At 62.8% G+C, this 19407-nt stretch carries 21 protein-coding genes; 9 read left to right on the top strand and 12 right to left on the bottom strand.

From position 1 onward, the window contains the following. The first annotated feature begins 92 nt into the window (after positions 1-92). Both BM110_RS06850 and BM110_RS06860 read left to right on the top strand, forming a co-directional pair. Entirely contained in the window at positions 93-443 is a 351-nt protein-coding gene (locus BM110_RS06850; RefSeq protein WP_092244847.1) for a DUF6124 family protein, read from the top strand. A gap of 465 nt (positions 444-908) precedes the next feature. Beyond that, the gene (locus tag BM110_RS06860) at positions 909-2060 is read left to right on the top strand and encodes a M14 family metallopeptidase (RefSeq protein ID WP_093512887.1); all 1152 of its coding nucleotides are present in this window, start codon (positions 909-911) and stop codon (positions 2058-2060) included. An 18-nt stretch (positions 2061-2078) separates the two neighbouring features. Here BM110_RS06860 and BM110_RS06865 read toward each other — a convergent pair whose 3' ends face one another. Then, entirely contained in the window at positions 2079-2618 is a 540-nt protein-coding gene (locus BM110_RS06865) for a cytochrome b (protein WP_092244841.1), read from the bottom strand. Next, positions 2615-3697, bottom strand: a complete 1083-nt coding sequence (locus tag BM110_RS06870) for a catalase family peroxidase (RefSeq protein WP_093512889.1) — start codon at positions 3695-3697, stop codon at positions 2615-2617. The genes BM110_RS06865 and BM110_RS06870 overlap by 4 nt, the downstream gene beginning before the upstream one ends. Positions 3698-3864: 167 nt before the next feature. On the opposite strand from BM110_RS06870, the gene BM110_RS06875 reads away from it, so the two are divergent. Further along, the gene (locus tag BM110_RS06875; protein ID WP_093512891.1) at positions 3865-4371 is read left to right on the top strand and encodes an RNA polymerase sigma factor; all 507 of its coding nucleotides are present in this window, start codon (positions 3865-3867) and stop codon (positions 4369-4371) included. Then, positions 4368-5105: an anti-sigma factor family protein gene (locus BM110_RS06880; protein WP_092244830.1), complete on the top strand. Its 738-nt coding sequence runs from the start codon at positions 4368-4370 to the stop codon at positions 5103-5105. The genes BM110_RS06875 and BM110_RS06880 overlap by 4 nt, the downstream gene beginning before the upstream one ends. Here the strand turns inward: BM110_RS06880 and BM110_RS06885 are convergent. From BM110_RS06885 to BM110_RS06915, 7 genes are all read right to left on the bottom strand, one after another. Further along, positions 5102-6076: a Csu type fimbrial protein gene (locus tag BM110_RS06885; protein WP_092244827.1), complete on the bottom strand. Its 975-nt coding sequence runs from the start codon at positions 6074-6076 to the stop codon at positions 5102-5104. The two genes, BM110_RS06880 and BM110_RS06885, sit on opposite strands and share 4 nt — an antisense overlap. Further along, on the bottom strand, positions 6073-8430 hold the full coding sequence (locus tag BM110_RS06890) for a fimbria/pilus outer membrane usher protein (RefSeq protein WP_093513168.1): 2358 nt from the start codon (positions 8428-8430) through the stop codon (positions 6073-6075). The genes BM110_RS06885 and BM110_RS06890 overlap by 4 nt, the downstream gene beginning before the upstream one ends. A gap of 71 nt (positions 8431-8501) precedes the next feature. Then, on the bottom strand, positions 8502-9290 hold the full coding sequence (locus BM110_RS06895) for a fimbrial biogenesis chaperone (RefSeq protein WP_093512893.1): 789 nt from the start codon (positions 9288-9290) through the stop codon (positions 8502-8504). Between the two features lie 25 nt (positions 9291-9315). Continuing rightward, positions 9316-9804 (bottom strand): Csu type fimbrial protein, encoded by a 489-nt coding sequence (locus tag BM110_RS06900; protein ID WP_092244824.1) that lies wholly within the window; start codon positions 9802-9804, stop codon positions 9316-9318. A gap of 2 nt (positions 9805-9806) precedes the next feature. Beyond that, the gene (locus BM110_RS06905) at positions 9807-10349 is read right to left on the bottom strand and encodes a Csu type fimbrial protein (protein WP_034107216.1); all 543 of its coding nucleotides are present in this window, start codon (positions 10347-10349) and stop codon (positions 9807-9809) included. An 18-nt stretch (positions 10350-10367) separates the two neighbouring features. Next, positions 10368-10910, bottom strand: coding sequence for a Csu type fimbrial protein (locus BM110_RS06910; RefSeq protein ID WP_092244821.1), 543 nt, complete (start codon positions 10908-10910; stop codon positions 10368-10370). Further along, positions 10904-11392, bottom strand: coding sequence for a Csu type fimbrial protein (locus BM110_RS06915; RefSeq protein WP_170856079.1), 489 nt, complete (start codon positions 11390-11392; stop codon positions 10904-10906). The genes BM110_RS06910 and BM110_RS06915 overlap by 7 nt, the downstream gene beginning before the upstream one ends. 224 nt (positions 11393-11616) lie before the next feature. On the opposite strand from BM110_RS06915, the gene zapE reads away from it, so the two are divergent. Together zapE and BM110_RS06925 are read left to right on the top strand one after the other, a co-directional pair. Further along, a complete protein-coding gene (gene zapE / locus BM110_RS06920; protein ID WP_093512895.1) occupies positions 11617-12711 on the top strand; it encodes a cell division protein ZapE in 1095 nt (364 codons plus the stop codon). Positions 12712-12750: 39 nt separating this feature from the next. Further along, the gene (locus tag BM110_RS06925) at positions 12751-14052 is read left to right on the top strand and encodes a protein kinase (RefSeq protein ID WP_093513169.1); all 1302 of its coding nucleotides are present in this window, start codon (positions 12751-12753) and stop codon (positions 14050-14052) included. A gap of 43 nt (positions 14053-14095) precedes the next feature. Here the strand turns inward: BM110_RS06925 and BM110_RS06930 are convergent, their stop codons facing one another. Both BM110_RS06930 and BM110_RS06935 read right to left on the bottom strand, forming a co-directional pair. Continuing rightward, the gene (locus tag BM110_RS06930; protein WP_058423896.1) at positions 14096-14803 is read right to left on the bottom strand and encodes a YebC/PmpR family DNA-binding transcriptional regulator; all 708 of its coding nucleotides are present in this window, start codon (positions 14801-14803) and stop codon (positions 14096-14098) included. A 100-nt stretch (positions 14804-14903) separates the two neighbouring features. Next, a complete protein-coding gene (locus BM110_RS06935) occupies positions 14904-15761 on the bottom strand; it encodes a LysR substrate-binding domain-containing protein (RefSeq protein WP_093512897.1) in 858 nt (285 codons plus the stop codon). Between the two features lie 110 nt (positions 15762-15871). On the opposite strand from BM110_RS06935, the gene BM110_RS06940 reads away from it, so the two are divergent. The 3 genes from BM110_RS06940 (at position 15872) to BM110_RS06950 (ending at position 18489) form a co-directional block, all read left to right on the top strand. Beyond that, positions 15872-16993 (top strand): 2-aminoethylphosphonate--pyruvate transaminase, encoded by a 1122-nt coding sequence (locus BM110_RS06940; RefSeq protein ID WP_093512899.1) that lies wholly within the window; start codon positions 15872-15874, stop codon positions 16991-16993. Then, entirely contained in the window at positions 16990-17817 is an 828-nt protein-coding gene (gene phnX / locus BM110_RS06945; protein ID WP_093512901.1) for a phosphonoacetaldehyde hydrolase, read from the top strand. Before BM110_RS06940 ends, phnX begins: the two co-directional genes overlap by 4 nt. Before the next feature lie 114 nt (positions 17818-17931). Continuing rightward, positions 17932-18489, top strand: coding sequence for a cytochrome b (locus tag BM110_RS06950; RefSeq protein ID WP_071492016.1), 558 nt, complete (start codon positions 17932-17934; stop codon positions 18487-18489). Here BM110_RS06950 and BM110_RS06955 read toward each other — a convergent pair. Beyond that, the gene (locus BM110_RS06955) at positions 18479-19363 is read right to left on the bottom strand and encodes a 1-aminocyclopropane-1-carboxylate deaminase/D-cysteine desulfhydrase (RefSeq protein ID WP_093512903.1); all 885 of its coding nucleotides are present in this window, start codon (positions 19361-19363) and stop codon (positions 18479-18481) included. The genes BM110_RS06950 and BM110_RS06955 overlap by 11 nt on opposite strands. Positions 19364-19407 lie beyond the last annotated feature (44 nt).

Genomic DNA, 19407 nt, shown 5'->3' on the forward strand with positions numbered 1-19407 from the left:
CAGTTTGTAGTAATCCATAAAACGACATAAATACGATACGTACTATCATCGGGCATAAGGTTTTCGACACCCACCCCAGAGTACCGCCCCTTATGACGACAAGCCCGTATCTGCTGCCTGAAATCCCCGAAGACACCGAGCTGCACGACCTGCGCAGCAGCGGCGCCGCCAAGCGCGCATTGGACTTTTACTTGAAAGAAGATATGTCGGCACCAGCCCCTGACGATGCCCTGTTTGCCATTAAGCCAGGCATCAGCCCTGAGGAAGCCCTGGTGCACGCCTCGGACCTGTTGCGCAGTGCAGCGGCCACGGCCTATGAGTCCGCGAGCAGCCATCGCGGCACTCATCGTGACCTGGCGTTTTCGGTGGTGTATTTGATCGATATGGCGAAGGCGATGGTGGAGCGGTCGTTGCAGGCGCCGGAGGCTCAAGCGAACGGATGACAGGCGCGAAGAAAAATATTTCTATATCACGGATAAAAACATTTGACTTGCAAATGATAATGATTATTATTGGACCCAGCTGATCGCGAGATCAGTCGATAGGCCAAGGGACCTTAGGTCGGACTCTTGGAATATCTCCTCATCAGGCTAATCACGGTTTTTGACCCGGCTCTTTGGCCGGGTCTTTTTTTTGCCAGTTTCCCTGGCATGGCTTCAGGCTAATGAAGACTGTGTGTTGCTTGATGGCGCGCATGGTAGCAAAAGACTATCGCCAAAAGAAAGCCAGTCTACCGCTCTGGCCCCCATCTTTTCGAAATAGCGCTTGAGAATCAATCTCATAGATCCTAAGCTGCTGCGGCGTCAAGGAAGACGCCCCCTCCCCCTTCGCAACAATTTTGCGTCCAGTCTTTACCAGACTCCTGTGTAAGATAGCCGCCACAACACTCATATTCAGGCAACCAGACTATGACCGTGGCCTTGACCTCCATCAGGATCAGCACCGACTTCGACAGTGGCAATATCCAGGTACTGGATGCCCACGACGCCTATCAGTTACTGCTGGCAATCAAACCCGACACGCGCAGCCAACATTACCAATGGTTCCACTTCAAGGCCGAAGGCATGCACGTGGGCCATACCCACACCTTTCGCCTGAGCAATGCGGGTAAATCGTCCTACCCACACGCGTGGAGTGGCTACAACGCCGTGGCCTCCTATGACCACGTCAATTGGTTCCGGGTGCCTTCGCGCTTCGACGGGGAAATCCTGCATATCAGTTTGGAAACCCGCGAGAAGCACGCCTGGTTCGCCTATTTCGAACCCTATAGCCGCGAGCGCCACGACTGGCTGATCGAGCAGGCCTTGAGTCGCGCCAGTACCTGCTTGCTGGCCACCGGCAAAAGTGCCGAAGGCCGTGACATCCAGCTACTGCGTCGCGGCAAGGGCGGCGAAGGTCGGCGCAAGATCTGGATCATCGCCCAACAGCATCCCGGCGAGCACATGGCCGAATGGTTCATGGAGGGCATCATCGAACGCCTGCAACAGGACGGTGACGCCGAGCTGAAAAAACTGCTGAAGGTCGCCGACCTGTACCTGGTGCCAAACATGAACCCGGACGGAGCCTTCCACGGTCACCTGCGCACCAACGCCATGGGCCAGGACCTCAATCGTGCCTGGCAGAGCGCCAGCCAGGAGAGCAGCCCGGAAGTGTTGTTCGTCCAGCAACAAATGGAAAAGTACGGCGTCGACCTGTTTCTCGATATCCATGGCGACGAGGAAATCCCCTACGTCTTCACCGCCGGCTGCGAAGGCAACCCCGGCTACACCCCACGCATCGAGGCATTGGAAAAACACTTTCGCAGCCACTTGAGCGCCCTGACCCGCGACTTCCAGACCACCCACGGCTACACCCGCGACCTGCCGGGCGAAGCCAACATGACCCTGGCGTGCAACGCGGTCGGCCAGAAATACGACTGCCTGTCGCTGACCCTGGAAATGCCCTTCAAGGACAACGACGACGCGCCCAACCCGAAGACCGGCTGGTCAGGCGAGCGCTCCAGGCAGTTGGGCAAGGACGTGCTGAGCACGGTGGCCGATATCGTCACCGTGCTGCGCTGACGCCCTCTCCCACCGGCATCACTCCTTGGTGCCGGTCATGCTCTGCAACACGCCATCGCGGCGGATCAGTCCATGGAACAACGCCGCCGCCAGGTGCAACAGCACCGTCAGGAACAGCAGGTAGGCCAGATAACCATGGGCCTTGCGCAGCACCGCGAACAATGGCGCGTTCGCGCCCACCAGCGCCGGCAACCGCACCGAACTGCTGAGCATCACCGGATCGCCTGCCGCCGAAATCATCGCCCAGCCCAGCAGTGGCAATACCAGCATCAAGGCATACAGCACCACATGGGACGCCTTGGCCGCCAACACTTGCCACAACGGCAGGTCGACGGGCAGCGGCGGTTGGCGCGTGGAGAACCGCACCGCCAGGCGCACGATCACCAGCGCCAGAATCGCGATCCCCAGCGGCTTGTGCAGGTGGATCAACCACTCATGCCGTTCCGACACTGAAGCCGCCAGGCCCGCGCCGATAAACAGCATGGCGATGATCATCAGCGCCATCAGCCAGTGCAGCAGGCGCGCCAGCGGGGCAAAAAACCGTGGTTGGGCATTCATGGCTTCGACTCCTGAGGGGCGCTGTGCAACGGGCCGACTTCACCGGCGCGGCGCAGGTAGGAACTGGCATACGCCGCCGAGCGTGCCGCCAGCAACGGGTCATTGGACGCTTCGATACCACTGGGCAGAATCAGTGGGTCGAAGTTGATGTCGCGGCAATCACCGTCCGCCTGTGGCTGGCTGCTTTGCAACACCAGGGTGCCGGCATTGATGACTTTATGCTCGCCAGTCCAGGCCTTGCTCGCATCGTCCAGTGGATCACCCGGGTTGGCCAGGGTCATGTTCAACTGCCAGCGCAGCGGCCCGGCAGCCAAGCGTTGCACCAGGTCTTGTTCCAGGTAATCACTTCCGGCTGGCGCGGTATCGCCCGGCGCATCCTGACGCTGCGGCACCACGCCCCAACGTACGGCCTGGCGCTTGCCATCGGCGCCCACCAGGTAAAACGCGTTGATACCGTTGTAGGTTTCGGTCGCATAGCTGGCCGAAGGCTTGGCAGTCTTGACCCACGCCAGGAACGGCGCGGTCTCGGGGTGGGCGGCGAAAAACGCCGGCATGCTCGCCGGGTTCGGCTTGCCAGTGGCGGGCTCCGGTGCGCCGGCCTGGAGCAACTGATAGAACGCCTCGGGCGTGCCCACCGGGAACACTGGCATGCTGTTCATGCCGGTGCGCCATTGCTGGCCGTTGGCCTGGGAGAACTGCACCGCAAAACTGCGGATCGGCACACTGCTGTCGGGCGCGTAAGGGTTGCCGCTGGGCAAGGCAAAGCGGCCGATCACGGGGGTCTTGGCCTCGCTGAACACTTGGGCACTGGAATAGGTGCGAGCTTCGGGCGTGCTCTCGAAATACCCGGCGACGCAGATGCCTTTGGCATGGTTACGCCGAAAGCCCGGGTGCACGCCATTGTTGGTTTCCAGCGCGTTGACCAGGGTTTTAGGACGCAGGCGCTGTGGGTCGAGGGTGCCGTTGACGTAGGCAAAGGCCCCCGCCACAACCGCAACCACGGCACCGATACCCGCCAGGCGCGCGATCAGGCTCGCGGTGCTCAACGGGGGACGAGGCGGTGATGAGTGATCTACCATGAAGGAACTCCGGGGCCAAAGGCCTTAGGGGTGAACATAAGGTCGGAGCATGAAGACGAACGCCGATCGGCTCTATTCCCTGGCCCTGGATTTATTTTCAAGCACGGGGAATAACCCGCAACGGCGCACGTCTCTCTAATCCCAGCGTAGTGACCAGCCAGATTCCCATGCATGAACTCGACGAACAGTTACGTGAACTCATCCCCAGGCTGCGGCGCTTTGCCGTGTCCCTGACCCGTAACGCCAGCAGCGCCGACGACCTGGTGCAGTCGACCCTGGAGCGGGCGATCATCAGTTGGGCCGATAAACGTGTCGAAGGCGACTTGCGTGCCTGGTTGTTCTCGATCCTCTACCGCCAGTTCCTCGATGCCCACCGTCGCACCCGGCGCTATGCGCGCATGCTGGAATTCTTTACCGGGCGTGACGATACGCAGCCGTCGGTCGAACGCACGGTGATCGCCCAGTCGACCCTGCACGCCTTCGATCAGCTCAACACCGAGCAGCGTGCCCTGTTGCTGTGGGTGTCGGTCGAAGGCTTGAGCTACAAGGAAGTCGCCGAGATCCTCGATGTGCCCCTCGGCACGGTGATGTCACGCCTTTCCCGTGCGCGCCAGGCCCTGCGTCAACTCAGTGATGGCGAAATTGCCAGCCCTTCCCTGCGGATACTCAAATGATCAGACTGCCCCCCAGCGAACGCGATTTGCATGCCTACGTCGATCACCAACTGCTGGAGAGTGATCGCCGTGTACTTGAAACCTATCTGGCAGCCCACCCGGATGTCGCAGCCCAGGTCCATGCCTGGCAGCACGACGCGCAGTTGCTGCGTGCCGCGTTGGGCGGTGCCCTGCAGCAACCGGCCAACCCGGACCTGGACCCGACGTTGATCCGCCAGCGCATCAAGCGTCAATCACGCCGCCACTTGGCTACGGCAGCCGTGCTGCTGATCGCTGTCGGCCTCGGCGGTGTCGGTGGCTGGCACGCCCGTGAAGTCAGCCAGCCGGCCCAACTGCCCATGGCCGACGCGATGCAGGCGTTCCGCTTGTTTGCCCAGGACGGCATCATGCCGGCGGACTACAAGGGCCAGGGCGGCGGCACGATGCAGGCCTGGCTCGACCGCTACTTCAACCAGGCCCACCGCCTGCCTGACCTGAGCGCGTCGGGCTTCACGCCGGTCAGCGGGCGCCTGCTCACCACCGAGCAAGGCGCCGCCGCCATGGTGCTGTACGAAGACCCGCAAGGGCGGCGCATCAGCTTCTACATCCGCCCGCCAGGCCCGGAAAACGGCTTTCTGCCCCGTGGCAGCCGCAGCGCCGATGGCTTGCAGGCCCAGTACTGGTCCGGTGCCGGCTACAACTATGCGGTGGTCAGCCCGGCGGATCAGCCCGCCCCGGCGATGCTGAAGTTCTAGAAGCCCACGTCGAGTACCACGTTGTCGAGGTAGGTGCCGGCGGGCGGTGTGGCTTGATCGGTGTAGATCCTGGCGTTGTAGTTGAATACCTGGCTGCCGATACCCAGGCCGTTGCCGGGGTTGACCTCGGCGGTAGAACTGTCGCGTCGCGCCGCGCCCACGCTGCCCCAGCGCGTGGTGCCGGCGCTTTTGAAGATGTCGTAGGCCAGGTAGTGGGTGCCGGCGATCATGCGCCGCCGCCCGCCCACACTGACGGCGTTCTGGCCGTCGCTCAGGCCTACGCTATAGGCGCTGCCCTTGGTGCAGGAAATACTGATGGTCTGGCCGGTCACGGCAGTGAACCCGCTGATGACGGGCGCACTGCCAAAACTGATATTGGGCGCGGTGATCTGGCAGTCATTGGTGACGGTCATGCTCACGGTCAGGAGCTTGACTTGGGGAGTCAGGTTTTTGTCCCGCAATACGCACAAGTTGCCCACCCCCAGGCCAATGCAATAATCCCAGGTCCATGCAACGCTGAGGACTTCGGTATACACCCCGGCCGCCACATTGGTCCCGGTAATACTGCCCACGTAAAGCGGCAGGTTCTTGCTGCCCGGCCCCGTCAAAAGACCCGCGCTTGTCGCAATGCCATTGGGACCGAAATCGAACTGAAGCCCTCGTGTAATAGGGAACGTGGTGGTGTTGTTGCCATAAATCGTATAACCGATCACATCCCCCGTGGGGCCGACCATGCCGCTGGTGGTTGAGGTGATCGTGGCATAGAAGTGGTCACTGGTGCCGAGGGCGATCAGTGAAGCGGTGCAGCTCAAACCGCCATTGAGGGTCGAGCTGTTTTGCGTCGCGGTGCGTACGTTGATCGAACTCACCGAGCCAAAACTCACCGGAGCCGTCGCCACCGTCGAACACAGCGCCATTGCCTGCCCCGAGCCCACCATCCCGAGGAGCCACAGCCAGCCCACGCGTCTCATTGGCACACCAACGGCCCGATCAGCGGCACGCCTTGTTGCTGCTCGTTGACCTCGAATCGCGCCTGGCACGTACGCCCTTCACCCAGCGTGACCTGCAAGGTGTTATGCACCGAGAGGTTTTCCAGGTACACCAGGCCGTCCCAGCCGACCACTGCCTGCTGGTTGCTTTGCTCGTGCACCACCAGGCTGCCCAAGGGCAATTCCTGATGCTGGGTGTCCACCAGGGTAACGCTCGCCGCGAGTACCCGGCGCAACGGAAACTCCAGCAGGTAGCCGCTGCCACGGCGCACCGATACACGCTGTTCCACATTTGGGCTTTGCACGTTGAGCGGCAGGTTCAGCGGATCGATTTCGTATTTGGCGCGGTAGTACGCGCTGCTCCACGGCACCAGGAGATGCCCATTACGGTCGGTTTCGCCCACCAGTTGGTTCTCGTAGCGCACCGGGATACCGGCGAAGCCCTGGGTACTCACCACCACAAAGGCATCATTGATACGGTTGGCGGCAAAGGTGTCGCCGCCCATCCACACCAGCGAGCCACTGGCATCCGCCCAGCGCGTCTGGGCATCGCTGCTGCCGTACACGCCGGCCTGCAATTGCACCGACTGCAAGCGCCAGGTCAGGTCGGCCTGCCGGTACGCCGCACCATCGCCCTGGGCATAACCGAGGTTGTAGCCCACGCCACCCTCGCTGGGCACTGCGCTGCTGTAATTGAGGCGCTGGCGACTGACGCCGTCCTTGCTGCGCTCGGTGCTCAAGGCCAGGCTGCCGTTGAGGTCGAACGGAATCACCCACTGCGCCTGCATCGCCCAATTGCTGTCGCCGATCTCGCGGTTGGCCGACAGGTAGAAACTGGTATTGCGCCACAGCGGCTTGCTCCAGCTCAGGTTGAGCAGCCGCGTGCGCGAATCGTCCGCCGCCTGCACGTCGAAATACCCCATGCCCAGGCTGCCAAAACGTTCAAGGTTGAGGCTCAGCGTCACCTGCTCGCTGCGCTTGCTGAGGCTGGCGTAAGCGGTGTCGACCAGGGTCAGGTCGGCGTACTCGTCGTGTCGTTCCACCCGCTGATAGGACAGGCTATAGCGCGTGCTGTTGTACTGATACCCCAGGCTCAGTTGCTGGCCGCTACGCCCTTCGAATCGACTTTGGCTGACGGCGGCATTGAGTACGCCGAGATTGCCCAGCCGCAGGTTACCGCCCAGGCCGCCGAGGGTCAGGTCAGTGGAGGCTTCGGCATGGCTCTCCAGGGTCAAATTGTCGGAATAGCCATAACGAAAGGTACCGCTCGCCACGCCGGGGCCGTAGGCGAAGTCCTTGAGGGTGTACTCCCGGCGCAAGGTGCCGGCAGCCACTGAAAAATCCGTCAGGCCTTTTTGCAACAGCGTGCTGGTCACATAGAACGGCACGGTGGTCGACACCTGGCGACCCAGGGCGTCAGTCGTCACCACCACCGCTTCGCCCGCTCCGTTGATAAACGGCACGTTGGTCAGGGTGTAGGGCCCCGGTTGCAACTGCGCGCTATCGGATTTGTAGCCATTGATAAACAGGTCCACCGACGACGGCACCGCGGCCTCACCGGCAAATTGCGGCAGGGGGTAAGTCACCAGGTCCGGACGCACCGCGAAGTCCCGCGAGAACTGCACACCGCCGAGGCGCACCGAACTGCTCCAGGGCAAGGCGCCGCTGATCACGTCACCGGCTTCGTAGGTCAGCAGCCGCTCATCATCGGAGAAGCGCCAGGTAGTGTCATAGCGCCGGTAGCCGTTGTTGAACGTACCGCTGCTGACACCATCAGCCAAGGTCTGGCGGTACTGGCCGGTATTGGACAAGGTGCCCCAGTTGTCGAACAGCCGCACTTCGTTCCAGGCGGCGAGGTAGCTGCCGCCTTCGTCAGTGTCGTTGAAATACAGGTCATAGTTGAGCAAGGCGCCAAAGCTGCTCATTGCCTGGGTGCGCGGGTAAGTGTCGCGGTTGCCGATAAATTGTTCCTTCAGCCACGACGGCGGCACATCCAGCAGCAGGCGCTGGCCGTTGCTGTCGTAATCGCTGTGCAGGCCGGGGATCCTGTCCAGCGCCACGCTGCCGCTCAATTCGCCGGGCAACTTCATGCCCACGTCCTGCAGTGCGCTGGCCGGCACATAGAGTTGCCCGGCCCGTTGATCGACCGCGATAACGCGGCCGGTGTCCATCTGATTGACCACCAGCTCCAGAAACAACTGTGCATCGGCGACAGCCTCCATACTGCTCGGGGGCGGTGGCAGGTCGCCAGCTACGCCCGGAAGCGCCACCACTGCCCCGCCCAGTCCGCCCACCACCGACAGCCATAGACTGCGAGCCAGACCACGACTCACCATGGCGTTGTGTCCTTCAATGGACATCTCCATCCGTTTAAATCCCGGGACGTTCCTGCCCCGTTACAGGCTTGTTACCGCTGCGGCGCGAGGCTCTCCAACTGGGATGCGCCGTTGACCCTGACCTGCAGCGGCTGGTCGGCCGACAGCGCTGGCGGCACCGGCCAGCGCATGCTGGCGCCCGGCAGCACGTAGCCCAACAGGCCATCCACCAAGGGCCGTGTCTGCCCGCCCTGCTTGAATGCGGCATCGGTAAGGCGCGCATGCACGGCGCCCTGGTTGCGCACTTCGATGTAGTCGCGCCCTGCTACCGTGACCTTGTGCCAGCTCAGATCCGGCTTGCCCGCGCCCTTGGGGTCACGCTGGCGCGTGCTGTCCTCCTTGTTCCACAGACCCGCGCCGTAGGCGAACAGCGGCACCGAATAACGCATCTGAAAGCGGATCGCCGCTGCGGTGTTCTTGCCTTCCGGCGGCGTGGGCACCTGCAGGGGTGAAGGGATTTCATCGATGATGATGCGGTAGGCCAACTCTTGCCCCGGTGGTACTTCACGGGTGCGGGTCAGGCGTACCAATTGTTTCTGCCCCGGCTCGATCCGCGCTACGGGCGGGCTGCCGATCACATCACGCTGGTTCTGGTATTGCTCTTCGAAACCACTCTGGCTCCAGGCAAACACACGAATCTGCAGGCTCGCGGTTTCGGTCCCACGGTTTTCCAGCCACAGCGCGCTAGCCTGTTGATCGGCCTCCAGCACCGGGTCGATGGGCCAGATCAGCACCGAGCTGGCCGCCTGCACAAGCCCCGCCGTGCACAACGCACTCAAGGCAATACCCGCGGCCCACAACCGCCGGGATGGTGAACGCATAACCCCACTCCTTATACCGATAGCCTTACCACGTCAGCTGCACCTGCAGCGTGTCGCTGTATGTCCCCCCAGGCTGATTGCCCGGCAATTGCACCCGCCCGTAGATCGGCAGGCTGATATTGTTCGCATCGCTGTAGGCCACGTTGACGCTCTGGTCGATCCCCAGGCCCTGACTGAACGCCGCATCCCGAAACAACTGGTAAGCCACCCGCGCGCTACCGCTATTGAGCTGCAGATTGCGCCCGGTGCTGCTGTGCTGCCCGCCGTCGACGCTCATGCTCAGCGTCACACCCGGTGTGCATTGCAAAGTCACGCCCCCCGTCAGCGCCGCCGTGACCGTGCTGGTGGCCAGGGCCGAATGACTGCCATAGGTCAGCGCACCATAATTGGAGCTGCCGCCCACGATCAGGCAGCCCGGGATGATGGTCGCGCTCACCTGGAAACTCTGGCTCGTCACCGCCGACAACGGCAGCGGTACCGCCAGCCCACAGGCCAGCAAGACTCTGAGCCACATTGCTAGAACGTCAGTTCCACGGCCACGGTGTCGGTATAGGTGCCCGCCGGCAGCCCCGCCTTGCCCACCGCCCGACCGTAGAGGTTGACGGTTTGCGCCACTCCGGTACTGGTGGCGAGGGTGATCACACCGTCAATCGCCAGCAGTGCGGAGTGGCCACTGTCGGTGTAGAAATCGTAGGGCACGAAGTTGCCCGCACCGTCGGCCAATGCACGGCTGCCACCGGGGGACGCACCATCATGTGCACCGGCGCGTACCTTGACCGCTGGCGTAGTGCCGCTGGAACACAGGATCGACAACGCGCCACCGGTGCCAGTACCGCCCAGCAACTGGGCATCGGCGTTGGTGAACAGGCTATTGGTGGTGCCGAAATTCAAGCTACCGAAGTTCAACCCGGTAGCCGCGCCCGAACCGTTGACCTGGCAACTGGCGATCAATATCAGGCTGGAGGTGATCTGCCCGGTCACCGTGGTCGCCGCGTTGAGGCTGGAGGCCATCGCCAGGCCCAGTGCGCAAACACCTAATCGCGAAACAAGTACATGCATGGTTTTCATCCTCTTGAGTTACCAGTCCAGTGTCACCGTCAACGTGTCGGTGTAGATCCCTGCCGGTAAGGCACTGGTATTTGCCACCACGGAGCCAAACACCGGGATCGGTATCTGGGTGCCCTTGGCCGCGACAAAATTGCGTTGTTGCCCGATGCTATAGGTGCTGTGCCCCTGCGGGTCGGCGGACAGTCGATAAGGAATCATCTGGCGCCCATTGCTCAGGCGCCGGGTGGTGCCATCGCCGTTGGTGCCGCCGTCGATGGTCACGGTGAAGCTCGAAACCGAGGGGTTGCACGACACCGCCAGGGGCGCCTTGTCGCCAGCGGTGACGCCAGCACCCAATGGGTTGTTCCAGGTCGGGCCCTGACTGCCGAAGTCGAGCATCGCCGTGCCGCCCGTGGGGTTGACCGGCGCGCTCTCCACGCCTTTGCTCACTTCGCAACTGGCGGTGATCACCAGCCGCGCCTGGATGAACCCGCTGGCGACAGCCGCCTGCACGTCGTCTGCCAGCACCAGCAGGCCGCCCATGGCCACCAGGGCCAGGCAACGGCTTACCATGTCACCGTGACCTTGAGCAGGTCGGTGTAGCGGCCGACGGCGGGGATGTCCTTGAGCGGCTCGATGCGACCATAGAGCGGCAGGTCGACGAAGCCTGTGTCCGGCACCCGGCCGCTGAGCGGCACATCCACCGGCAACGGCACGCGCCGCGCCGCGTCGGCATAGATGCGATAGGGAATGGGTTTGGTCGATGAGGTGGCGCTGAGGTAGCGCACTTCGCCGGTGCCACCATGCAGGCCGCCATCGACGCGGACCTGGTACGGCGTGTCGGGGTTGCACTCCAGGCGCGGCTGGCGCTGGCTGATCAGTGCCGCACTCAGGGGCCCGGCCGGGTCATCCAGACGCGGGCCGCTGCCGAAATCCAGTATGCCCAGTTGCTCGATGCCAGCGCTGCGGGTGGTGCCCACCAACTGGCAGCCCCGCTGCACATCGATACGCACCTCCACCTGGAGCTGTGCACCGTAAGCCGCGTTGCAGAGCATTGCGCCCATGACTGCCAATACTGCTCGTCCCTTCACTGCCCCAGATCCTTGTACAGGGGTGACTGCTGTGTAGAAGGTTAGTCACTCAGCGAGAAACTGCCAGTCTGGACAGGATTATCGGCGTGAGATGCTTTTTCGAGATAGCTGGCAGCGCCCTTCTCTATTGGTCAAAACGCAGCGAGCGCCCTAAAGTGAGCGACCATCGAAATACAGAGTGACTTGCATTGGCCGCGCTTTCCCTGATCCGTCGCCTGCTCGGCCAAAAGCCCGGGCCCCTTGACGCTTCGCCTATTCCCGCGTTTTTTCAGCAAAAGGCCGAGCAACAGGGTTACACCCTGAGCACCGGTCAAACCCGCGCAATTGCCGCCCTGGCCCGGGAAACCCAACAACTGCTCGCCGGCCAGCCCGCCCGCAGCCTGTACCTCCACGGCCCCGTGGGTCGCGGCAAAAGCTGGCTGCTGGACGGGTTCTTCCAGGCGTTGCCGATCGCCGAGAAGCAGCGCGTGCACTTCCATGATTTTTTCGCCCAACTGCATCGCGGCATGTTCACGCACCATGCGCAGGACGATGCCCTGGCCGTGACGCTCGATGAACAGTTGGCAGGCTGCCGGGTGCTGTGTTTCGACGAATTCCACGTCCATGATATCGGCGATGCCATGCTGATCACGCGGCTGTTCAAGGCTCTCTTCGAGCGCGGTGTACTGGTGCTGGTGACGTCCAACTATGCACCGCAAGGGTTGCTGCCCAACCCCCTGTACCATGAGCGCTTCAAGCCGGTGATCGACCTGATCGCCGCGCGCATGGAGGTGCTGGAAGTCAGCTCGCCCCAGGACTTTCGCAGCCTGCCCCAGGCCCAGAGCGCGCAACGGTTTACCTGCGGTCAATACGTGTGGCCGGGCACCCCGGATCAGCGCGCGGCGCTCGACCTGCCCGCTGCAGGCAGCCCACCGCGCCCACTGGACGTCGGCCATCGGACCTTGATGTGCCGCCGCCATGAAGGGCGCAGCATTGCCTTCACCTTCAACGACCTGTGCGAACAACTGACGGCGGTGATGGACTACCTGCTGCTGTGCCAGGACTACGACCACTGGATCATCGACGGCCTGCCTCAACTGGCGAACTGCCCGATTGCCGTGCAACAGCGCTTTATCAACCTGGTGGATGTGCTCTACGACCGCGACAAGCATCTGGTATTGATCGGCGAATTGCCGCTCGAGATTGCCCTGAGCGGCCAGGCCATCGACCTGGGCCGCACCGCCAGCCGTCTCGGACAATTGCAGCAGGCCGCCCCGCAATCCGCGTCCGACCCGCTATCATGAGCGCCTTCCACGCCTTTTTGCCGAGTGACCGCGCCGTTCATGAATACCCTCGCCCAACTCAAGGCCGGCCAATTGGCCGGCATCACGCGCCTTGACCTGTCCTGCGGGCTGACCGAATTCCCCCGGGAAATCTTCGAGCTGGCCGACTCCCTGGAAATCCTCAACCTCAGCGGCAATGCCCTGAGCAGCCTGCCCGACGACCTGCACCGCCTGCCGCACCTGCGCGTGCTGTTCTGCTCGGACAACCGGTTCACCGAGCTGCCGGCTTGCCTCGGTCAATGCGCCAACCTGAGCATGATCAGCTTCAAGGCCAACCAGGTCAGCCTCGTGCCCGCCGTAGCGTTGCCGCCGCTGCTGCGCTGGCTGATCCTGACCGATAACCGCATCAGCGCGCTGCCCGAGGCATTGGGCGAACGGCCATTGCTGCAAAAACTGATGCTGGCCGGCAACCAGCTGGCGCACCTGCCGCAAAGCCTGGCCAACTGCCACAACCTCGAACTGCTGCGCATCGCCGCCAACCGGTTCACGCACCTGCCAGAGTGGCTGTTGACGCTGCCGAGCCTGACCTGGCTGGCCTACGCCGGTAACCCGGTGGAAATGGCGGTGACGCTGGCGGATGAAGACACCACACCGGAGATTCCCTGGTCCGAACTGGAACTGGCCGAAGTGCTGGGCGAAGGCGCTTCCGGGGTGATCCGCAAGGCGCTCTGGGCGCCGTCAGGAAAGCCCGTCGCCGTTAAGCTTTACAAGGGCAGCATCACCAGCGACGGTTCGCCGCTGCACGAAATGCAGGCCTGTATCGCCGCCGGGCTGCACCCCAACCTGATCAAGGTCGAAGGCCGCGTGGTCGGCCACCCCGATGACCAGGCCGCCCTGGTGATGGACCTGATCGACCCGAGCTACCGCAACCTCGCGGCCCTGCCGAGCCTGGCGTCGTGCACCCGGGATATCTACGCAGCGGACACCCGTTTCAGCCTGGAGGTGGCGTTGCGTATGGCCCGTGGTATCGCCTCGGTAGCGGCGCATCTGCACCGGCACGGCATCACCCATGGCGACCTGTATGGCCACAATATTCTGTGGAATGAAGCAGGTGACTGCCTGCTCGGGGACTTTGGCGCGGCGTCGTTCCATGCCACGGCGAATACCTTGGAAACCAGGGCGTTGCAGCGTATTGAAGTGCGGGCGTTCGGAATTTTGCTGGGGGAATTGTTGGAGCGGGTTGAGGAGCAGGTGAGCAGCGAGTTAGTCGAGCTGCAGAAAAACTGCTGTCAGCACGAGGTACTGGCACGGCCTGGATTCGAAGAGATCGAAGCGCTCCTGGAATCAATCCAACTCCGCTGAGCCGATGCGGGAGGGGGCAAGTCCCCTCTCGCATTGTGAGGGATCAGCCCGCCAGGCCGACGAACATATCCTGCACGTCATCGTGGTTGTCCAGGCCTTCGAGGAAGGCTTCGACTTCCGCCATCTGCTCATCGCTCAAACCGCTCACCGGGTTCTTCGAGAGGTAGCCGAGCTTGGCCGACAACACGGTAAAACCCTGCTCCGGCAAGGCTTTCTGCACGGCGTCGAGGTCAGTGGTCTCGGTGATGAACAGGGTGGTGCCCTCTTCTTCACCTGCTTCGAAATCCTGGGCGCCGGCTTCGATGGCGGCCATTTCCGGATCGGCGTCCGGGCTGTCCGGCGAGGCTTCGATCAGGCCGACGTGGTTGAAGTCCCAGGCCACGGAACCGGAAGCGCCGAGCTGGCCCTTGCGGAAGGCCACGCGGATTTCCGCCACGGTGCGGTTGATGTTATCGGTTACGCATTCGACGATCAGCGGCACCTGGTGCGGGGCGAACCCTTCGTAGGTCACGCGATGGTATTGCACGGTTTCGCCGAGCAGACCGGCGCCTTTCTTGATGGCACGGTCCAGGGTTTCCTTGGGCATCGAGGCTTTTTTCGCCTGTTCCACCACCAGACGCAGATGCGCGTTGGTTGCGGTGTCGGCGCCATTGCGGGCGGCAATGGTGATTTCCTTCACCAGCTTGCCGAAGATCTTGCCCTTGGCATTGGCTGCCGCTTCTTTATGTTTGACTTTCCACTGTGCGCCCATGACTCACTCTCTTTATGTCCATCGCGCCCAAACGTCTACTGGCCGGCGCTTTGGGGGCAGAGTTTATAGCGCAAAAACACATCGTTCCACCAAAAAACCGTCAGGGCGCCAACTCGAAAAACGCCTGGATCAGGCGCAATGCGCTGCGCCGTTCCATGCAACCGAGCAGGTGCCGGTTCACCAGGCCGTCGCCCTGGATCGGCACGGCGCGCACGCGCGGGTCGGGGCTGACTTCCATCGACGACACCACCCCAACCCCCAATTCGGCAGCCACGGCTTCGGTCACCGCCTCGCGGCTGTCCAGCTCCAGCAACACCTTGGGCTGTACACCGGCAGCCAGGCAAGCACCGTCAAACGTGCGCCGGGTGATGGAGCCGGGTTCGCGCAGCACCATGATGACCTCATGCAGTTGCTCCAGGTGAACGCCCTCGGATTGCCTCGCCCACGGATGTGCCACCGGCACCAGCGCGCAGATCCGCGATTCGGCCAAAGGCAGCAGGTGCAGGCCATTGCGCGGCTCGACCTCGGTCAGCACCGCCACGTCCGCATGCTCGGACAACAGCGCCGCCAGGGTTTCCTGGGCATTGCCCAGGCGCAGGTTCACGGTGATGCCCGGGTAGCGTGCACGCAGGCTGGCGATCATCGGCATCACCAGGTGCGGACCGTCCGCCGCCACTTCCAGGCGTCCGGTGAGCAATTGGCGATTGGCCTCCAGCAGGGTCTGCGCTTCGTCCACCAGGCCGAAGATCGCCCGGGTGATGGCCGCCAGCCGCGTACCTTCCTCGGTCAGTTCCACCCGCCTGGCGGTGCGGCGCAACAACGCGATCTGGTAGTGCTCCTCCAGGGCCTTGATATGCCCGGTAACCGCTGGCTGGCTGATGAACAGCCGTGCTGCCGCACGGGTAAAACTGCCCTCGCGGGCCACGGCATCGAATGCACGCAGTTGGAACAGGTTCATGGCTATCGGCCTCACTGATAGCTCGCATAACAACAAACAATTTGATTGATGACAAGCCAAACTGCAATTTAGGCGCCGTAGATTCAACCGATGCTTCGCGAGGATTTGTAATGACGACGCCCATCCTGCTGACCCCAGGTCCCCTGACCACCTCGAACCGCACCCGCCAGGCCATGCTGGTGGATTGGGGTTCATGGGACGAGCGCTTCAACCAGCTCACCGCCAGCGTCTGCGAACAGTTGCTGGCAATCATCGACGGCGCCGCGAGCCACCATTGCGTGCCTTTGCAAGGCAGCGGCACCTTCGCCGTCGAAGCGGCCATCGGCACCCTGGTCCCGCGCAACGGAAAGGTGCTGGTGCTGATCAACGGCGCCTACGGCAAGCGCCTGGCGAAAATCTGCGAAATACTGGGCCGCGATTTCAGCACCTTCGAAACCGCCGAGGACCAACCCACCACCGCCGCCGATGTGGGCCGCCTGCTGCACGCCGACAAGGCCATTACCCATGTCGCGCTGATCCACTGCGAAACCAGCACCGGTATTCTCAACCCATTGGCCGAGATCGCCCAGGTGGTGAAACACCACGGCAAGCGCCTGATCGTCGATGCCATGAGTTCCTTCGGCGCGTTGCCCATCGATGCCCGCACGGTGCCATTCGACGCCCTGATCGCCGCCTCCGGCAAGTGCCTGGAAGGCGTGCCGGGCATGGGTTTTGTCTTCGTCGACAAACAGGCGTTGGCCGCCGCCGAAGGCAACTGCCACTCCCTGGCACTGGACCTGTTCGACCAGCACAGCTACATGGCCAGGACCGGCCAATGGCGCTTCACCCCACCGACCCACGTGGTGGCGGCCCTGCATGAAGCGCTGCTGCAATACGCCGAGGAAGGCGGCCTGCCCGCACGTCATCAACGCTACGCCCATAACTGCAAGGCACTGCTGGACGGCATGGCCGAACTGGGCCTGCGCAGTTTCCTGCCGGCCGCCATCCAGGCGCCGATCATCGTCACCTTCCACGCGCCCCAGGACCCGCGCTACCAGTTCAGGGATTTCTACGAACGGGTCAAGGCCAGGGGGTTCATCTTGTATCCGGGCAAACTGACCCAGGTGGAAACCTTCCGCGTGGGCTGCATCGGCCATGTCGATGCCAACGACATGCACGCCGCCGTCACCGCCATCGCCGACGGATTGCAGGCCATGGGTCTCACCCTCTCATCGATTGGAGCACACGCATGAACTACCAGAACCCCAACGCCCTGCAAGCCGTGATCCTCGATTGGGCCGGCACCGTGGTCGACTTCGGCTCCTTTGCCCCCACGCAGATCTTTGTCGAAGCCTTCGCCGAATTCGACGTGCAAATCTCCATCGAAGAAGCCCGTGGCCCAATGGGCATGGGCAAGTGGGATCACATCCGTGCCTTGTGCGATCAGCCGCAGGTCGCCGAGCGCTACCGCAAGGCCTTCGGCCGCACGCCCACCGACGATGACGTGACGGCCATCTACCAACGCTTCATGCCGTTGCAGATCGAGAAGATCGCCGAGCACTCGGCGCTGATTCCCGGCGCCCTCGACACCCTCGCCCGGCTGCGGGTGCAAGGCATCAAGATCGGTTCCTGCTCCGGCTACCCCAAGCAAGTGATGGACAAGGTGGTCGCCCTGGCCGCCACCAACGGCTATATCGCCGACCATGTGGTCGCCACCGACGAAGTGCCCAACGGTCGCCCATGGCCGGCCCAGGCCCTGGCCAACGTCATCGCCTTGGGCATTGACGATGTGGCGGCATGCGTGAAGGTCGACGACACCGTGCCGGGCATCCTCGAAGGGCGGCGCGCCGGCATGTGGACCGTGGCCCTGACCTGCTCCGGCAATGCACTGGGTTTGACCTACGAACAGTTCCGTGCCCTGGATGCCGCGACTCTGGCCAGCGAGCGCAAGCGCATCGAAGCGATGTTCGAAGGTTCACGTCCGCATTACTTGATCGACACCATCAACGACTTGCCTTCTGTCATCACCGCCATCAATGCGCGCCTGGCCCGTGGGGAAATGCCGCAGAGCGACTGATAGAGGTCAACATCACGGCACTTACCCCAGGCAATCCGCTCAAAACCGGCATACAGTTAAAGGACTCCATCGCCAAAGAATGGAGGTATGCCCTGATGAGTGAGGAACCCAGCGATGCCGTGGAAAAACTCCGATACACGCTACAGCACCATGTCGATTGCGTTGCACTGGTTGATGGTGGTGCTACTGGCGGTGGTCTACGCCTGCATTGAGTTACGCGGACAGTTTCCCAAAGGCAGCGGTGCACGAACGTTGATCGTCGAGATGCACTTCATGTTCGGCCTTACCGTGTTTGTGCTGGTGTGGCTGCGCCTGTTCGCGCGCAGCCTGGGGGTAGCGCCAAAGATCGTACCGGCGCCGCCGCCGTGGCAGAGCCTGCTGGCAACCCTGATGCACTTTGCCCTGTACGCATTGATGATCGGCATGCCGATCGCCGGCTGGCTGATTGTCAGTGCCGAGGGGCATTCAGTGATGTTCTATGGCATTGAATTGCCGCCGCTGATCGCGGAAAACAAGGCGCTGGCCAAGCAGATTGAAGGCTGGCATGTGCTGTTCGGCAAGATCGGTTACTGGTTGATCGGCCTGCATGCATTGGCCGGGATCGCTCACCACTACATCCTGCGGGATAACACCGCGTTGCGGATGATGCCGGGCAAGCGCGCTAACCCTTGAAGCCGCGCCGGCCCTGGAGGCCGCCGGTGTGGACGAAGACCAGACGAGTGCCGGGTGCGAAGCGTCCGGCTTCGATTTTCACCTTCAAGGCCAGTAACGCCTTGCCGGTGTAGAGCGGTTCCAGGGGCACGCCGCAGGCTTGTTGCGTGGTCTCGATGAAGTCGAGCAGCTCGGCGTCGACTTTGGCGAAGCCACCTCGGCTGGCGTCCAGCAGTTCATAGCCGCCCTGCACGATGGCCTCGACGTTCTGCGCCACACCATGATCGTCCGGCACCGCCATGGCGCCGTACACCGGGTGCGCGCCCGCCTCTGCCAGCGCCAGGCCGGCCAGGGTGGTGCCGGTGCCTGCGGCCAGCCACCAGGCGTCGTAATCCGTCCAGCCCACGCTGTGCAACTGCACACGCACCTGCTCGACCAGCACCGCGCAACCCAGGGCGCCCGCACGGCCACCGCCGCCCTCGGGCACGGGGTGCAGGTGGGGATATTGCTCACGCCACGGCAACCAGAAACCCGGTTCATGCCGCGCGCGATAACCGCCATAACCCAGCCAATGCAACTGCATGCCAAAAGCTTTCAAGTCGAGGACGGTGGCCGTGTCTTGCGGGTGCCCACGCAGCAGGCCGACGGTAGGGAAACCGAAGCGCTTGCCGGCGGCAGCCAAGGCATGCAGATGGTTGGAGTAAGCCCCGCCCAGGCTGATCAGGCCACGAGCGGCCTGCGCCTGCGCCAGATGCCCGGTGAGCTTGAACCACTTGTTGCCGCTGATCAGCGGGTCGATGCGATCCAGGCGCAGCACGGCCAGTTCGACACCTCTGAGCCAATCCAGATACAGCGGTTCAAGCGGTGCGTGGGGAAGCCAATCGAAGGAACCCATCGGGCGGGATCTGCATGAAAAACGGGGCGGTAGTCTACCACCGC

Origin of the sequence: Pseudomonas sp. NFPP28 (genome assembly GCF_900115535.1) — a bacterium.
Classification (GTDB): Bacteria; Pseudomonadota; Gammaproteobacteria; order Pseudomonadales; family Pseudomonadaceae; genus Aquipseudomonas; species Aquipseudomonas extremorientalis.

Coding starts and splice junctions, on each gene's coding strand:
- BM110_RS06905 (WP_034107216.1), bottom strand. CDS start 10,349: ATGCATGTACTTGTTTCGCGATTAGGTGTTTGCGCACTGGGCCTGGCG.
- phnX (WP_093512901.1), top strand. CDS start 16,990: ATGAACTACCAGAACCCCAACGCCCTGCAAGCCGTGATCCTCGATTGG.
- BM110_RS06865 (WP_092244841.1), bottom strand. CDS start 2,618: ATGAATGCCCAACCACGGTTTTTTGCCCCGCTGGCGCGCCTGCTGCAC.
- BM110_RS06930 (WP_058423896.1), bottom strand. CDS start 14,803: ATGGGCGCACAGTGGAAAGTCAAACATAAAGAAGCGGCAGCCAATGCC.
- BM110_RS06880 (WP_092244830.1), top strand. CDS start 4,368: ATGATCAGACTGCCCCCCAGCGAACGCGATTTGCATGCCTACGTCGAT.
- BM110_RS06860 (WP_093512887.1), top strand. CDS start 909: ATGACCGTGGCCTTGACCTCCATCAGGATCAGCACCGACTTCGACAGT.
- BM110_RS06955 (WP_093512903.1), bottom strand. CDS start 19,363: ATGGGTTCCTTCGATTGGCTTCCCCACGCACCGCTTGAACCGCTGTAT.
- BM110_RS06925 (WP_093513169.1), top strand. CDS start 12,751: ATGAATACCCTCGCCCAACTCAAGGCCGGCCAATTGGCCGGCATCACG.
- BM110_RS06870 (WP_093512889.1), bottom strand. CDS start 3,697: ATGGTAGATCACTCATCACCGCCTCGTCCCCCGTTGAGCACCGCGAGC.
- BM110_RS06900 (WP_092244824.1), bottom strand. CDS start 9,804: ATGTGGCTCAGAGTCTTGCTGGCCTGTGGGCTGGCGGTACCGCTGCCG.
- BM110_RS06940 (WP_093512899.1), top strand. CDS start 15,872: ATGACGACGCCCATCCTGCTGACCCCAGGTCCCCTGACCACCTCGAAC.
- BM110_RS06895 (WP_093512893.1), bottom strand. CDS start 9,290: ATGCGTTCACCATCCCGGCGGTTGTGGGCCGCGGGTATTGCCTTGAGT.
- BM110_RS06910 (WP_092244821.1), bottom strand. CDS start 10,910: ATGGTAAGCCGTTGCCTGGCCCTGGTGGCCATGGGCGGCCTGCTGGTG.
- BM110_RS06935 (WP_093512897.1), bottom strand. CDS start 15,761: ATGAACCTGTTCCAACTGCGTGCATTCGATGCCGTGGCCCGCGAGGGC.
- BM110_RS06890 (WP_093513168.1), bottom strand. CDS start 8,430: ATGGTGAGTCGTGGTCTGGCTCGCAGTCTATGGCTGTCGGTGGTGGGC.
- BM110_RS06875 (WP_093512891.1), top strand. CDS start 3,865: ATGCATGAACTCGACGAACAGTTACGTGAACTCATCCCCAGGCTGCGG.
- BM110_RS06885 (WP_092244827.1), bottom strand. CDS start 6,076: ATGAGACGCGTGGGCTGGCTGTGGCTCCTCGGGATGGTGGGCTCGGGG.
- BM110_RS06950 (WP_071492016.1), top strand. CDS start 17,932: ATGCCGTGGAAAAACTCCGATACACGCTACAGCACCATGTCGATTGCG.
- BM110_RS06850 (WP_092244847.1), top strand. CDS start 93: ATGACGACAAGCCCGTATCTGCTGCCTGAAATCCCCGAAGACACCGAG.
- BM110_RS06915 (WP_170856079.1), bottom strand. CDS start 11,392: ATGCTCTGCAACGCGGCTTACGGTGCACAGCTCCAGGTGGAGGTGCGT.